The 14707-nt window shown below is 68.8% G+C and carries 12 protein-coding genes; 7 read left to right on the forward strand and 5 right to left on the reverse strand.

What is annotated here, in order from left to right; genetic code table 11:
* Positions 1 to 103: 103 nt before the first annotated feature.
* Positions 104 to 2026, forward strand: a complete 1923-nt coding sequence (locus tag CQ040_RS13260) for a PRD domain-containing protein (protein ID WP_105526822.1) — start codon at positions 104 to 106, stop codon at positions 2024 to 2026.
* Positions 2027 to 2035: 9 nt separating this feature from the next.
* Here CQ040_RS13260 and CQ040_RS13265 read toward each other — a convergent pair whose 3' ends face one another.
* The 3 genes from CQ040_RS13265 to CQ040_RS13275 are packed head-to-tail and all read right to left on the reverse strand — an operon-like array spanning position 2036 to position 4802.
* Positions 2036 to 2299: an HPr family phosphocarrier protein gene (locus tag CQ040_RS13265; protein WP_105526823.1), complete on the reverse strand. Its 264-nt coding sequence runs from the start codon at positions 2297 to 2299 to the stop codon at positions 2036 to 2038.
* Positions 2300 to 2301: 2 nt separating this feature from the next.
* On the reverse strand, positions 2302 to 3972 hold the full coding sequence (locus CQ040_RS13270) for a phospho-sugar mutase (RefSeq protein ID WP_105526824.1): 1671 nt from the start codon (positions 3970 to 3972) through the stop codon (positions 2302 to 2304).
* Positions 3969 to 4802, reverse strand: a complete 834-nt coding sequence (locus CQ040_RS13275; RefSeq protein WP_105526825.1) for a purine-nucleoside phosphorylase — start codon at positions 4800 to 4802, stop codon at positions 3969 to 3971. The genes CQ040_RS13270 and CQ040_RS13275 overlap by 4 nt, the downstream gene beginning before the upstream one ends.
* 48 nt (positions 4803 to 4850) lie before the next feature.
* On the opposite strand from CQ040_RS13275, the gene CQ040_RS13280 reads away from it, so the two are divergent.
* The gene (locus CQ040_RS13280; RefSeq protein ID WP_028503522.1) at positions 4851 to 6299 is read left to right on the forward strand and encodes an NAD(P)H-quinone dehydrogenase; all 1449 of its coding nucleotides are present in this window, start codon (positions 4851 to 4853) and stop codon (positions 6297 to 6299) included.
* Positions 6300 to 6363: 64 nt separating this feature from the next.
* Here the strand turns inward: CQ040_RS13280 and CQ040_RS13285 are convergent, their stop codons facing one another.
* Together CQ040_RS13285 and CQ040_RS13290 are read right to left on the reverse strand one after the other, a co-directional pair.
* A complete protein-coding gene (locus CQ040_RS13285) occupies positions 6364 to 8130 on the reverse strand; it encodes a biotin carboxylase N-terminal domain-containing protein (RefSeq protein WP_105526827.1) in 1767 nt (588 codons plus the stop codon).
* A 78-nt stretch (positions 8131 to 8208) separates the two neighbouring features.
* On the reverse strand, positions 8209 to 8847 hold the full coding sequence (locus CQ040_RS13290; RefSeq protein WP_105526852.1) for a nucleoside triphosphate pyrophosphatase: 639 nt from the start codon (positions 8845 to 8847) through the stop codon (positions 8209 to 8211).
* Between the two features lie 23 nt (positions 8848 to 8870).
* Here CQ040_RS13290 and CQ040_RS13295 point away from each other — a divergent pair, with 23 nt between their 5' ends.
* The 5 genes from CQ040_RS13295 (at position 8871) to CQ040_RS13315 (ending at position 14564) form a co-directional block, all read left to right on the forward strand.
* Positions 8871 to 10118, forward strand: a complete 1248-nt coding sequence (locus CQ040_RS13295; protein WP_105526828.1) for a class I SAM-dependent RNA methyltransferase — start codon at positions 8871 to 8873, stop codon at positions 10116 to 10118.
* A gap of 40 nt (positions 10119 to 10158) precedes the next feature.
* Positions 10159 to 10818, forward strand: coding sequence for a response regulator transcription factor (locus CQ040_RS13300; protein ID WP_028503526.1), 660 nt, complete (start codon positions 10159 to 10161; stop codon positions 10816 to 10818).
* Complete coding sequence (locus CQ040_RS13305) at positions 10808 to 12043, forward strand: ATP-binding protein (protein WP_105526829.1); 1236 nt, start codon at positions 10808 to 10810, stop codon at positions 12041 to 12043. Before CQ040_RS13300 ends, CQ040_RS13305 begins: the two co-directional genes overlap by 11 nt.
* Positions 12040 to 13032 (forward strand): hypothetical protein, encoded by a 993-nt coding sequence (locus CQ040_RS13310; RefSeq protein WP_258131305.1) that lies wholly within the window; start codon positions 12040 to 12042, stop codon positions 13030 to 13032. Before CQ040_RS13305 ends, CQ040_RS13310 begins: the two co-directional genes overlap by 4 nt.
* Before the next feature lie 332 nt (positions 13033 to 13364).
* Positions 13365 to 14564 (forward strand): ROK family transcriptional regulator, encoded by a 1200-nt coding sequence (locus CQ040_RS13315; protein WP_105526831.1) that lies wholly within the window; start codon positions 13365 to 13367, stop codon positions 14562 to 14564.
* Positions 14565 to 14707: the final 143 nt, after the last annotated feature.

Below are 14707 nucleotides of genomic sequence, written 5' to 3' on the forward strand. Positions count from 1 at the left end.
TCCGCCCCCGCGGAACGCACCGTTCCGCCCGAGGGTGCCGGGCAGCTGACATCATGGAGAACACGTCGAGACAGTGCGGTCAGCACGCGGGAAGGGGAGCATCATGTCGCGCCAGCGCCAGGACCAGCTCCTCGCGGCGCTCCTGCGCCAGGAAGGATGGGCGACGGCGGCGAGCCTCGCCGACCTGATGGGGGTCACCCCTCGCAGCATCCGCTCCTACGTCGCGGCGCTGAACGCCCGAACTCCCGGGGCCGCCGTGATCGAGTCGGGCCCCGCCGGCTATCGTGCAGGATCCGGCGCCCGCGGTGCGCTGCGGATGCGTCAGACCGGTGAGTCCGCACCGCGAGACCGCCTGCACACGCTGGTGCGCCTGCTTCTGGATGAGCCCGCGGGGATCGACGTGTTCGACACCGCCGAGGATCTGCACGTCAGCGAGGCGACCCTCGAGGCTGATCTGGTGCGCGTGCGGGGCCTGCTCGACGGCACGGACCTCGTCCTCGAACGGGTCAGGGAGAACGTGCGCCTGCGAGGCAACGAGGCGGCGCAGCGACGCCTTCTCAGCAGGCTCGCCCACGACGAGATGGACGACGCCTCCTTCCATCCCGAGACCTTCCGCCGTGCACTCTCCGGGTCTGCGGTCGCTGCCAGCGCGGTCGGGCCGTTCAAGTCTTCGCTGGTGCGCGAGCTCGGCGAACTCGGCTATTACGTGAACGAGCTCGCGATCTCGGACGTACTGCTGCACATCGCGATCGCGGCGGAGCGGGTCGCCGCGGGTCACACCCTCGAGTCGACCCCCGCGGGTACTCGTGAGGAGATCCCGCGCGTCGGAACAGTCATCGCACGTCTCGCCGATGAGCACTTCTCGGTCGTGCTCGGCGAGGGGGACAGCGGCCACCTCGCGTCTCTCGTGCTCACCCGCATCGTCGCACCGGGTGAGGACGCCACCCGCGAGGTCGCTCGCAGCGGGGTGGATCCGGCGGTCGAGGAAGCGGTGCGCGACGAGATCGCCCGGGCCGCCGAAGACTTCCAGGTCGATCTGGTCGACGAGACGTTCGTCCTGCGTCTCGCGCTGCACGTGCAGAACCTGCTGCGGCGGGCAGAGGAGAGTGCGCTCACCCGCAACCCGCTCACCCGTTCGCTCAAGACGACCTATCCGATGATCTTCGAGGTCGCGGTGTCGATCGCAAGCGGTCTCCACGACCGTCTCGGCACACCGATCCACGACGACGAGATCGCCTACATCGCCATGCACGTGGGCGGACGCCTCGAACGCAGCCGCAAGGCCGAGTCGATCCTCACCGCCACCATCGTCTGCCCGGGCTACCACGAGCTGCATGAGCTGCTCCGCTCCAGCGTCGACCGCTCACTGGGCTCCGCGATCGAGGTGACGACAGTCGTCACCAACGTCGACCCCGACTGGACCTCGTTCGACACCGACCTCGTGCTCAGCACGATCGAACCGGGATCCTCCGGCGACCGCTTCGTGCGCATCCAGCCGTTCCTCACCGATGCCGACGTCGACCGTATCCAGCAGGCGGCGGCCCGCGTGCGGCGGGGGCGCAGGCTCACCCGCCTCCGTGACGAACTGGCCCGCTACTTCCTCGCCGACGCCTACGTCTTCCCGCTCCCCGACGAGGGGGAGGAGGCGATCATCCGCCGCCTCGGAGGACTCCTGGTGCGGGCAGGGCTCATCGGTGAGGACTACATCGACAACACCATCGTGCGCGAGCGGATGTCGTCGACAGCGTTCACGGATGCTCTCGCCGTCCCCCACGCCCTGCAGATGACCGCGACTCGCACCGCTATCGCGATCGGTGTGGCCGACGGGTCGGCAGCGTGGGGCGGAGGGCGCGTGCAGGTCGTCGCGCTCGCCGCGTTCAGCGAGAGCGACCGCGCGGCGTTCCAGACAGTGTTCGAGCAGCTGGTCGAAGTGTTCAGCGAGCGTGAGAGCGTGCATCGCATCGTCCGGAAGGGGACGACGTTCGAAGCCTTCCTCGATGAGCTCGTCGCCGTGATCGACGGCTGAGCGCAGCCCTCACTCCCCGGGAGCGAGCACCTCCGCCAGTTGATCGAGGACGGCTTCCGAGGTCGCGGATGCCGCCGTCTCGAGCACGACCGCGTCACCGGCGGCGATCCCGAGGTCCATCACCGCCAGCACGCTGCTCAGATCGACCGTGGTGCCGTCGGCAGTGCGCAGCGTGACCGTCTCGCTATGAGATTGCACGAGGCGGACCAGCTCGGCGACCGGACGCGCATGAATCCCGTTGTGCGCGCTGACGACGACACGTCGGATCGACATGATCAGGAGCGCTCGTCGAGCAGGTCTCGTACCCCGGCTTCGAGCTCCGCCACCGCGGCGCGAGCGCCGTCGGACGACTCCGCGCGGGCGTCGATGTAGACCTTGAGCTTCGGTTCCGTGCCGCTGGGTCGCACGATCACACGGCACCCGTCGCCGAGCCGATACCGCAGGACATCGCCCGACGGCTGGCCTGGTGCGGCATGCAGCAGATCCTCCGCCGAGGTGATCGAACGTCCGGCGATGTGGGTCGGCGGGATGGTGCGCAGTGCGAGCATCACGTTGCCGATGACAGCGAGATCCTCGACGCGCACCGACACCTGGCCGCTGGCGAAGTGGCCGTAGGTGTCGCCGAGCTCATCGAGCAGGTCGGCGAGCGTGACTCCGCGATCACGGGCTTCGGCGGCGAGGCCGAGGATGGCGACCGCGGCCGAGATTCCGTCCTTGTCACGGACGGACTCCGGGTTCACCAGGTAGCCCAGAGCCTCCTCGAATCCGAAGACGATGCCGGGGGCCCGGGAGATCCATTTGAAGCCCGTGAGGGTCTCGTGGAAGTCCAGCCCGTGGTGGGCGGCGACGGCGCCGAGGCCTGGGGAGGAGACGAGAGAGCATGCGAGCGAAGCGCCGGGGGTGCCGGCCGCCGCACGGGCGGCTCTCGCGCCGAGGAGGAGGCCGACCTCGTTGCCGGTGAGGCGACGCCAGCCGTCCGCTGCTGCGGCGTCGGGGACGGCGACGGCCAGGCGATCCGCATCGGGATCGTTGGCGAGGATGAAGTCCGCCTTCACGCGGCGGGCCCTCGCGAAGGCGAGGTCCATCGCGCCCGGTTCCTCCGGATTCGGGAACGACACGGTGCGGAACGTGGCGTCGGGGGAGAGCTGCTCGTCGACGACGAACGGCTGCGGGTATCCGGCGTCCTTCACGATGCGGGACAGCGTCTCCCAGCCGACCCCGTGCATCGCGGTGTAGACCCACCGCATCCCCGTGGTGCCGGCGGGGGCAGGGGCCACGGCCGCGGTCGCGGCGATGTAGGCCTCGACGACCTCTTCACCCGCGGTCTCGTAGTCGGTGGAGCGTGGCAGCGCCGAGACGGATCCCTCGTCGGCCGTGCGCTGGATATGTGCGGCGATCTCGGCATCGGCCGGTGCGACGATCTGTGATCCCTGATCGCCGCCGCCGAGGTACACCTTGTAGCCGTTGTCGTTGGGCGGGTTGTGGCTCGCGGTCACCATCACGCCGGCGTCGGCGCCGAAGTGACGCACGGCGAAGGCGAGGACAGGTGTCGGCAGCAGGCGGGGGAGCAGGATCGCGCGGAGACCCGCACCGGCGAACAGCTCGGCGGAATCCGTGGCGAACACGCGGGAGTTGCGGCGTCCGTCGTAGCCGATCACCACCGTCGGTGTCCCGCCGTCCGCCTTCTCGCGCAGGTAGGCGGCGAATCCGGCGGCAGCCTGGGCGACGAGCACCCGGTTCATCCGGTTGCTGCCGGCGCCGAGCTCGCCGCGCAGGCCCGCGGTGCCGAAGGCGAGGCGCGTGCGGAAACGGTCTTCCAGGTCGGCGATCGCGACCTCGTCGCCGGCGGAGGCGCGCGTGATCACACCGGCCAGCTCGTCGCGCGTCTCGTGATCCGGGTCCTGTCGCAGCCAGTCGCGGGCCTGGACGAGCAACTCCTCGTTCACAGTGCCTCGACCACCCTGGCCAGGAGCGCGGAGATCACCGGCTCGGCCTCACGTCCGGCTTCGATCACCTCGGCGTGGCTGAGCGGGCTCTGCTGGATGCCGGCGGCGAGGTTCGTGATGAGCGAGAAGCCGAGGATCTCCATGCCGGCTTCGCGGGCAGCGATCGCCTCGAGCGCGGTCGACATCCCGACGATGTGGCCCCCGATGTGCTTCGCCATCTGCACCTCGGCAGGGGTCTCGTAGTGCGGGCCGCGGAACTGCGTGTACACGCCCTCGTCGAGCATCGGGTCGATCGTGCGGGCGATGTCGCGGAGGCGCTTCGCGTAGAGATCGGTCAGATCGATGAAGGTCGCGCCTTCGAGCGGGGAGTCGGCGGTGAGGTTGATGTGATCGCTGATGAGCACGGGCTGGCCGGGCGTCCACGTCTCGCGGATGCCGCCGGCGCCGTTGGTGAGCACCATGATCTTGGCTCCGGTCGCGGCAGCGGTGCGGACGCTGTGCACGACTCGTCGCACGCCGTGGTCTTCGTAGTAGTGGGTGCGCGCGCCGATCACGAGGACGTTCTTGCCGCCGGGGGTGCGGATGCTGCGCAGAGTGCCGACGTGGCCCTCGAGCGCGGGCTTGGAGAAGCCGGTGACCTCGGTCGCGGGGATGGTCGCGACGGTCTCGCCGATGATGTCGGCGGCCTTGCCCCATCCGCTGCCGAGGGTGAGGGCGATGTCATGATTCTCGACGCCGGTCAGTCGGGCGATGTCGGCTGCGGCCTGCGCTGCGACCTCGAACGGGTTCGCGGTCGGGTCGTCGAGGGGGTTGCTGTGCGTTTCGGGCATGGATCCACTCTAGGAAGGTGCAGGCTCGGGGGCCAGGATTGCGCGAGAATGGATTCCATGTCTTCCACCACATTCGAGCGCACTCAGCGCGTCGCCGTCCTCGGCGGCGGTCCCGGCGGTTACGAGGCGGCTCTCGCGGCAGCCCAGCTCGGGGCCGAGGTCACCCTGGTCGAGCGTGTGGGCGTCGGCGGATCGGCCGTCCTCACCGACGTCGTGCCCTCGAAGAGCCTGATCGCCACCGCCGATGCGGCCGTCGCCATCTCCGAGGCGAGCGACCTCGGCGTGAACTTCTACGCCAAGGGCGATCGCTCGAGGCCCCTCAAGCCCGAGATCGCGATCAACCTCGCAGCCGTCAACAAGCGTCTCCTCTCACTCGCCGGCCAGCAGTCGGAGGACATGCGCGCGACGCTGCTCGAAGCCGGGGTGCGCATCCTGTCCGGTCACGGCCGGCTGGAGGGGCCCACCGCGATCATCGTGTCGACGGGCCAGGGAGGCACGGACTTCGACCGGGTCGAGGCCGACACGATCATCGTGGCCGTCGGCGCCTCACCGCGGGAGCTGGACTCCGCGAAGCCCGACGGAAAGCGCATCCTGACCTGGACGCAGCTGTACGACATGAAGGCGCTCCCCGAGCACCTCATCGTGGTCGGCTCGGGTGTGACGGGTGCGGAGTTCGCCTCTGCGTACATGAACCTGGGAGCGAAGGTCACACTCGTCTCCAGTCGTGAGCAGGTGCTTCCCGGCGAGGACAAGGACGCAGCGAGCGTTCTGGAGAAGGTCTTCAAGCGTGGCGGCATGCAGGTGCTCTCGAAGTCTCGCGCCGACAAGGTCGAGGTCACCGACGACGGGGTCACCGTCACGCTGTCGGATGGACGCACGGTCGACGGCAGCCACTGCCTCATGGCGGTCGGGTCGATCCCGAACACCGCGGGCATCGGCCTGGAGGAGGCCGGTGTCGAACTCGACGAGTCGGGGCACGTCCGCGTGAACCGGGTCGCGCGCACGTCGGTGCCGAACGTCTACGCCGTCGGCGACTGCACGAACTTCTTCCCGCTGGCATCCGTCGCCTCGATGCAGGGGCGCACGGCCGTCTTCCACGCGCTCGGCGACATCGTCATCCCGCTCGAGCAGATCAAGATCACCTCGAACATCTTCACCGCGCCCGAGATCGCCACGGTCGGATACGGAGAGAAGGACGTCGAGGACGGTGTGGCCGATGGCCTCGTCTACAAGCTCCCGCTCGCGGCGAATCCCCGCGCGAAGATGATGGGCATCAAGGACGGCTTCGTCAAGCTCATCGCGCGCAAGGGATCGGGCACCGTGATCGGCGGCGTGATCGTGGCGCCGAAGGCCTCGGAGCTGATCTACCCGATCGCGGTCGCCGTCGAGCGTCGTCTCACGGTCGACCAGGTATCGCGGGTCTTCGCGGCGTACCCCTCGCTGTCCAGCAGCATCACCGATGCGAGCAGAGCGATGCACCTCGTGAACATCTCCTGATCTCAGGAGACATGCGAAAGGCGCCCCACCGCGGTGGGGCGCCTTTCGCATAGGTGCGGGTGCGTCAGCTGATCGTGAGCAGCTGGTGCCCTGCGGAGACCGTGGTGCCGGCATCCGCGCTGATGTTGCCGACGACGCCGTCCTTGTGCGCCTGCAGCGGCTGCTCCATCTTCATGGCCTCGAGCACGACGACCAGATCGCCCTTCACCACCTGCTGTCCGTCGGCGACGGCGATCTTGACGACGGTCGCCTGCATGGGCGATTTGACAGCGTCACCGGATGCTCCGGCGTTGGCGGTGGTGGCGTGGCTGCGACGCGACGGCGGCACGGCTGCGGGGCGTCCCGCGGTGCCGGCGGCGACCGCGACCCGGTCGGGGAGACTCACTTCGAGTCGCTTGCCCGAGACCTCGACGACGACCGTGTGGCGCGACTCGGCAGCGGTCGGTGCCTCGAGCTCGCCGTCCCACGCCGGGATGTCGTTGACGAACTCGGTCTCGATCCAGCGCGTGAAGACGCCGAACTCGCCGTTCTCGGCCGTGAACGCGGGGTCGCGGACGACCTTGCGGTGGAACGGGATGACGGTGGGGAGGCCTGCGACCTCGAACTCGTCGAGTGCGCGGCGCGAGCGCTCGAGCGCTTCCGCCCGATCCTTGCCGGTCACGATGATCTTCGCGAGCAGCGAGTCGAATGCGCCGGAGACCGAGTCGCCCGCCGTGACACCGGAGTCGAGACGGATGCCTGGACCTCCGAATGTCTTGAACACGTGGATCGGGCCGGGCTGGGGCAGGAATCCGCGACCCGGGTCTTCGCCGTTGATGCGGAACTCGATCGAGTGCCCCTGGGGTTCGGGGTCGGCGTAGTCGATGGTGCCGCCGGCGGCGATGCGGAACTGCTCGCGCACCAGGTCGATGCCGGTGACCTCTTCGGAGACAGGGTGCTCGACCTGCAGGCGGGTGTTCACCTCGAGGAACGAGACCGTGCCGTCGGCGCCGATCAGGAACTCGCAGGTGCCAGCACCGACGTAGCCGACCTCCTTGAGGATGGCCTTGGATGCCGAGTAGAGGAGGTCGTTCTGCTCCTCCGTGAGGAACGGCGCCGGTGCCTCCTCGACGAGCTTCTGGTGGCGACGCTGCAGTGAGCAGTCGCGTGTGGAGATGACGACGACGTTGCCTTCGGCGTCGGCCAGGCACTGGGTCTCGACGTGACGCGGCTTGTCGAGGTACTTCTCGACGAAGCACTCGCCACGACCGAAGGCGGTGACCGCCTCGCGCGTGGCGGACTCGAAGAGCTCGGCGACCTCGTCGAGCTCGCGGGCGACCTTGAGGCCGCGGCCGCCGCCGCCGTACGCCGCCTTGATGGCGATCGGCAGGCCGAACTCCTTCGCGAAGGCGATGACCTCATCGGCTCCGGCGACGGGCCCGGGCGTGCCGGGAGCGAGGGGAGCGCCGACCTTCTCGGCGACGTGACGCGCGGTCACCTTGTCGCCGAGGGCCTCGATCGCATCCGGTGACGGGCCGATCCAGGTCATGCCCGCATTGATGACCGCGCGCGCGAACTCGGCGTTCTCGGCGAGGAAGCCGTATCCGGGGTGCACGGCATCGGCACCGGCACGACGGGCGATCGAGAGGATCTTCTCGATCTGGAGGTAGGTCTCGGCGCTGGTCGAGCCTCCGAGGGCATAGGCCTCGTCGGCGAGGCGGGTGTGGAGGGCATCACGGTCCTGGTCGGCGTAGACGGCGACCGAGGCGATCCCGGAGTCACGGGCGGCGCGGATGATGCGGACGGCGATCTCGCCGCGGTTGGCGATGAGCACCTTGGCGATAGCAGGCATGGTTGCCAGCCTAGCGAGTAGGACCTTGATCCTTTTGACGACTCTCCACAAGAAAGACGCGGAAACGTGGAGGGGAGTCTACGACCAGAGGTCTGTCCATCGGACGCCGAGCTCCCCGGCCAGGCGGCGGACGGTCGAGAGGGACATGCCGACCACGGTCGAGGGGTCGCCGTCCACCCGCGTGATGAAGGCGCCGCCCAGGCTGTCGACGGTGAAGGCGCCGGCCACGTGCAGCGGCTCTCCCGAGGCGACGTACGCGGCGATCTCGGCGTCGCTCACGTCTTCGGCGAAGGTCACTGCCGCTTCGGCCACGGCAGTCGCCTCGGTGGGCGGTGTTCCAGGAGAGACCCGGAACACCGAGTGCCCCGAATGCAGGATCCCGGTGGCGCCACGCATCTCCTGCCAGCGCCTGGTCGCCTCCTCCGGTGTGTACGGCTTGCCGTAGACCCGCCCGCCGAGCGCGAACATCGAGTCACCGCCGATCACGAGACCGTCGAAGGCACCCTCCTCCGACAGGCGGTGGGCGACGGCGGCGGCCTTGGCGCGGGCGAGCAGCAGCACGAGCTCCTCGGGTGCGAGGGGCTCGCCGCGGTCGGCCTCCGCGGCTGCGGCGACGGCATCCTCATCGACGTCCGGAGACAGCGTGAGCGGTTCGATGCCCGCCTGCCGCAGGAGCATGAGTCGGGCAGGGGAGGTGGAGGCGAGGCAGACGCGCATGTCCACCACCGTATCCTCGAAGAATGACTTCCTCCCCAGCCGACGTGCTCGAACTCGACATCACCGGCATCGCACACGGGGGCACCTTCATCGCCCGCCACGAGGGACGCGTCGTCTTCGTCTCCGATGCGATCCCCGGTGAACGCGTCCGCGCGCGGATCATCGCTCCTCAGGAAGGCGCGGATGCCGCGACCCGCAGCTTCTGGCGCGCGGAGACCATCGAGGTGCTGGATGCCTCGGAGCATCGGCGCCCGCATGTGTGGGCCGAGGCCGACGTATCGCGTGACCCCGCGGACCGGCCGGGCGGCGCAGACCTCGGGCACATCGACCTCGACCACCAGCGCGAGCTGAAGCGCCGCGTGCTTTCGGAAGCACTCGACCGGTTCGCAGGTTTAGGGCTCTCCGCGCCGGAGATCGAATCCGTCGAGTCGGGTGACGGTCTCGGCTGGCGCACGCGCGTCACCCTGCACGTCGACGAGACGGGAGTTGCCGGCCCGTTCGCCGCCCGCAGCCACCGCGTGATCCCGGTGACCTCGCATCCGCTCGCCCGCCCCGCCATCGCCGAGGCCGCTCTCGCGCTTCATGGAGAGGCGCCTGGCCGTATCGAACTCGTCGAGCCCGCAGACGGCGAGGTCCGCGTCATCCGGCGCGAGGAGACCGAGCGCGCTCCGCGAGTGCAGCGAGGCTTCCGCAAGCGTCCGACCCCCGAGGTGATCCACGAGATGGTCAACGACCGTCGCTTCGAGGTCGATGCCACGGGGTTCTGGCAGGTGCATCCGAGAGCTGCGTCCGTCCTCGATGCCGCTGTGTACGGCATCCTCGACGGGTACGTCGACGACCAGAAGACGCACTACGACCTGTACGGCGGAGTCGGCCTCTTCGCCGCGACACTCGCCGACCTCGGCGGGACCGACATCGTGACCGTCGAGTCCAGCGCGCGGGCCACGCAGCATGCTGCGGCGAACCTCGCCCCGCTCGAGGTGAAGGCGGTGACGGAGCGCGTCGACCGCTTCCTGACATCGCAGAAGGCATCGGGACGCACCGGAGCGGTCGTGCTCGACCCGCCGCGCGCCGGTGCGGGCCGCCAGGTCGTGGAGGCGGTGCATGCGCTCGCGCCGGAGGCCATCGCCTACGTCGCGTGCGATCCGGTCGCGCTCGCACGTGACCTCGGCACCTTCCGGACGCTCGGATGGAATGTCGACCGCCTGCGTGGCTTCGATCTGTTCCCGCACTCGCACCACTTCGAGGTCGTCGCGCTGCTCACTCGGTGAGCGATCCTCCGCGCCGCGGAGGACTCAGTAGGCTGGGTGGATGAGCACGGTCGCACTCATCGACGATCACGAGTCCGTTCGCCTCGGCCTCGAGGCCGCGTGCGCGCGTGACTCGCAGACCGTCGTGTTCTCGGGCAGCACGGTGGTCTCCTACCTCGAATGGCGGAAGGCATCCACTGCTGCCCCCGCCGACGTGGTCGTCCTCGACCTCACGCTCGGCGACGGGACGACCGTCACCGAGAACGTGAGGTCTCTCGTGAACGACGGTGCGAGTGTCGTGATCCACAGCGTCGCCGATCGGCCGGCCGCGGTGCGTGAAGCGCTCTCCGCCGGGGCAGCCGGAGTCGTCAGCAAGTCCTCCGCGCTCGACGACGTCCTCGATGCGATCCGCACCGTCGCGCAGGGGGAGGCCCTCAACAACGTCGAATGGGCGAGCGCGGTCGACGGTGACCGCGCCTTCGCCGACGCACAGCTCGCCACCCGCGAGCGCGAGGTGCTCCGACTGTACGCCACAGGGTTGCCGCTGAAGGCGGTAGCCGAACGTCTGGGCGTCGCCTACTCCACCGCCAAGGAGAACATCACCCGCATCCGTGTGAAGTACGTCGAGGTCGGACGCCCCGCGCCGACCAAGGTCGACCTCCTGCGCAGAGCGATGGAGGACGGGATCGTCACGGCGGATGAGGCGCCGAGTGCCCGCTGAGCCGCTCAGCATCCGTGACGCCTGGAGCAAGATCCCCTCTCCCGGCAGCACCGAGACCGCATTCGAGCGCTTCACAGGCAAGCGTATGGAGCGGATCCTCGCGATCGTCGTCGCCATCGGTTCGGCGGTGCTCGGTGCACAGGCGCTGATCGCCGCGATGAACGGGCTGTCGCAGGCCGACACGGCGCACATCGTGATGCTCTTCGTGGTGTTCGTGCCACTCGCCGCGATGCTGGTGGCCTGCGTGAGCGGTCGAGGCGTACGGATCTTCGCCGGCATCTTCGCGGTCGTCTACGTGCTTGCGCTCGCCGCCTGGCCGACGGTCGTCGACCCGTCGGACAAGGGGGCAGGTGATCAGCCCTGGATCTTCTTCCTCGTCAACGTCGGGGTCGTCGCGGCGATGCTCGCGTTCCCGCTGCGCGTCCAGGTCGCCTGGGCGGTGGGGATGCCGTTCGTCTACGGGTACGTGCGGCTCGTGCAGGGGGAGTTCTCGCGCGACTTCTGGGTGACGACCGCTTTCGACGTGTCGTTCACGCTCATACTCGGTGTCGTCATCGTCTCGCTCGGGTGGATGTTCCGCTCCGTCGCCGCAGGCGTGGACGAGGCCAGGGGGCAGGCGGTGTCGTCCTATTCGACAGCTGCAGCGGCGGCTGCGGCCGAAGAGGAGAGGGCGGCGATGTCGGCGCTGATGCACGACAGCGTTCTCGCCGCGTTGATTGCGGCCGAGCGCGCGGAGAGCGAGCGTGCCAAGGAACTCGCCGTGGCCATGGCCCGTGAGGCGCTCACCCGGCTGGCGAACACCGAGGCCGCCGTCGCGCAGGAGGGAAGCGACGAACCTGTCGGTACGGCGCAGATCGTCGTCGAGCTGCGCCGGGCGTTGTCGGAGTTCGGTGCCGACGCGATCGTCGAGGAGCGCGGAGGCATCGGGCTCATTCCCGGCCGCGCGGCTCGTGCTCTGGTCCTCGCCGCACGGCAAGCGGTCGGCAACTCGGTAACCCATGCCAACGGGCGCGGGCTGCACATCATCGCCGAAGGGCATGGCGATGAGGGGATCGGAGTGACGGTGTCTGACACCGGACCAGGTTTCGACGTGGAAGCGATCGGTGCAGATCGTCTCGGGATCCGCGCGTCGATCTTCGCTCGCATGGCTGGCGTCGCCGGTACCGCTGACGTCCACTCCGATGAGCACGGCACGACCGTCACTCTCGGATGGGAGCGCTCGTGAACCGCACCGTACGCAGCGTCGCGACCTCGCTCGCCGTCGGATTCGCGCTGTACTTCGTCGCGCGCGGCATCTGGTGGATCGAGCAGCCGACGGCGCCGCTGCTGATGGTCCTCGCGATCGGCATCTACCTCGTCGTGGTGAACATCGCGATCCTGGGTGACGGCTCTTCGGTGCGGATGCCGCTGTGGTCGGCAGTCGTATCGCTGTTGGCGAGCGCGGTCATCCCCGCACTGGTCACGTTCTCTCTCGAGCCCTTCGACCGCACCGCGCCGTTCGCGACCTGGTATATCGGCGGCCTGGGTCTGCTCGCGGTCGTGTGCATCGTTCGTCGCAGGTTCCTGATCGGCTGGCTGACGCTTGCCGTGCTCATCGTGGCTGCATCCGCCTATCTGGGCTTCGGAGTCGCGCTCAACCTCGGCCTGGTCGGATCGATCATGTGGGTCGCCGTCGCGAGGCTCCTCGTGATGTTCTGGGATCGCGCCGTCCGCGACACCGAGCGACTCGCCGAGATCCAGCAGGCGGTCTCGGCCTGGCACGCCACGCAACGGGTGCGTCAGCGTGAGCGGCGGCTTCGCACCCAGTTCGCGCTGGCCGTCGCAGGCCCTGTGCTGAGTCGTGTCGTGGCGGCTCGCGGCGCGTTGACCGATCCCGAGAGGCTGGATGCCCGGCTGGCCGAAGGGCGGCTGCGTGACGAGCTGCGCGGAGCGGACCTGCTCAACGACGCTGTGCGCAACGCGATCGAGACGGCCCGCCGACGCGGCGCTGTCGTCACCGTGTTCGACGAGGGTGGATTCGACGGAATCGACGAGGCGCGTCGCAGGGAGATCAGGGACGAGCTGGCGGCCGTGCTCACCCGCGCGCAGACCGCTCGACTCATCATCCGCTCGGCGCGGGATCCTCGCGTCGCGGTGACCGTGGTCGGACGAGCGGGATCGCGCTCGCCCGGCGATGATGACGCGGTGGATCTCTGGCACGAGATTCCACGCTGAGGCGCCGGCATCCGACGACGGCCTCGATCGGCGCAGAAACGTCCTCGGCTCCGGCCTGGGGAGGCGACCGGAGTCGAGGATGATGAGAGTGGGAGAGGGGCGGCGAATCCGCCAGCCCCTCTCCGTGCGGACAGTTACCCGAAAACCATCCGCTGGTGGCCGATCTACGTCTGTCTACCCTGGGACAGAGAGACCAGCCGAACGCGAAGCGTCTCCATCAGTCTGACGGTTCATCCAAACGTTGTCTGTAGGTATTTTGGGGGACACGATTTTGGCCCGCGATGGGGGATCATTGGACGATGGGAATGCGTCGGGGCACAAATCTTCCGCGGATGGGCGACTTCAACCAGTCCGTGATCCTGGAGGCCATTCGGCAGTCCGGACCGGGGCTGAGCCGGATCGAGCTCGCCACGGCGACCGGACTCTCCGCGCAGACGGTCACGAATATCACTCGGAGACTCCTCGATGACGGGTTCATCCGGGAGGCGGGGCGCACGATCAACGGTCCCGGCAAGCCTCGAGTGACGTTGCGACTCGTCGCAGACAGTCGTTTCGCGGTGGGGGTGCACCTGGATCCGGCGTTGATGACTTTCGTGCTGCTCGATCTGTCAGGCGCAGTGGTACGGCGGCTGAGTGTGCGCACCCCGGCGAAGGATCCGCGGCGGATCGTCGAAGCCATGGCCGCGACGATCGACGAGCTGATCGTGGCCTCGGGCGTGGACCGGACGCGGATCGCCGGGGTCGGGGTCGCAGCTCCCGGCCCGCTCGACGCGGAGAAGGGCACCGTCATCGATCCGCCGAAACTGCTCGGCTGGCACCGTGTTCCGCTGCGCGCAGTCCTCGCGGAGGCGACAGGCCTCCCCGTGGTGCTGGAGAAGGACACGACCTCCGCCGCGGTCGGCGAGCTCTGGACTCGGCGGGAGTCGGCGGACGATTCGTTCGTCTTCGTCTACCTCGGGACCGGTATCGGTGCGGCCCTGGCGAGAGACGGTGAGGCGGTCAGGGGGAGCACGCGCAACATCGGTGAGATCGGACACATCATCGTCGATCCGGATGGGCCGCCGTGCCTGTGCGGGGCGAGGGGCTGCGTGGAGGTCATGTGCACTCCGCAGGCGATCGTAGAGCAGGCGGAGCATGCAGGCGTCTTCCCCGACGATCGCGAGGCGAACGATGTGGCGGCCGTCGATGCGAGGCTCAGCCGGCTGTGCGAGCGAGCAGCTGACGGTGAGTCCTCGGCGATCGAGGTGCTGCGACAGGCGGCGGCGCACATCACGGTGCTGACCGCGGCGCTGACCAACATGCTCGATGTCGATCGGGTCGTGTTCGGCGGGCCGTTCTGGTCGCGGCTCGCCGACGTATATCTCCAGGAGGTCCCTGGCAGGCTCGAGCGGGCGAGCGCGACGCATGCTGTGCGTTCTCTGCCGGTCGACGGGACGGTGGTCGGCGACGACGTCGGTGCCGTGGGGGCTGCGTGTGTCGTGCTCGACTCGGTTCTCAGCCCCCGTGCTTCGGACCTGCTCCTGGACAGTTGAGCCGGGGACGCGGTGCCTCCTGCCCACAGCCGCTGCCGGATGGCGTCGGAGGGTTCGACCGTTTGCAGGCGTATCTCTAATCGATGTACTATTTGTGGTTCCCTCATCGATCGGACCACTGGTGCATCATGACTCCGCCCTCG

The organism is Microbacterium sp. MYb54 (assembly GCF_002979515.1).
In the GTDB taxonomy this organism is placed as follows: domain Bacteria; phylum Actinomycetota; class Actinomycetes; order Actinomycetales; family Microbacteriaceae; genus Microbacterium.

Excerpts from the sequence above, each read along its gene's own strand:
- CQ040_RS13285 (WP_105526827.1), bottom strand. The coding sequence starts at position 8,130 with ATGCCTGCTATCGCCAAGGTGCTCATCGCCAACCGCGGCGAGATCGCC.
- CQ040_RS13290 (WP_105526852.1), bottom strand. The coding sequence starts at position 8,847 with ATGCGCGTCTGCCTCGCCTCCACCTCCCCTGCCCGACTCATGCTCCTG.
- CQ040_RS13265 (WP_105526823.1), bottom strand. The coding sequence starts at position 2,299 with ATGTCGATCCGACGTGTCGTCGTCAGCGCGCACAACGGGATTCATGCG.
- CQ040_RS13315 (WP_105526831.1), top strand. The coding sequence starts at position 13,365 with ATGGGCGACTTCAACCAGTCCGTGATCCTGGAGGCCATTCGGCAGTCC.
- CQ040_RS13260 (WP_105526822.1), top strand. The coding sequence starts at position 104 with ATGTCGCGCCAGCGCCAGGACCAGCTCCTCGCGGCGCTCCTGCGCCAG.
- CQ040_RS13295 (WP_105526828.1), top strand. The coding sequence starts at position 8,871 with ATGACTTCCTCCCCAGCCGACGTGCTCGAACTCGACATCACCGGCATC.
- CQ040_RS13300 (WP_028503526.1), top strand. The coding sequence starts at position 10,159 with ATGAGCACGGTCGCACTCATCGACGATCACGAGTCCGTTCGCCTCGGC.
- CQ040_RS13275 (WP_105526825.1), bottom strand. The coding sequence starts at position 4,802 with ATGCCCGAAACGCACAGCAACCCCCTCGACGACCCGACCGCGAACCCG.
- CQ040_RS13280 (WP_028503522.1), top strand. The coding sequence starts at position 4,851 with ATGGATTCCATGTCTTCCACCACATTCGAGCGCACTCAGCGCGTCGCC.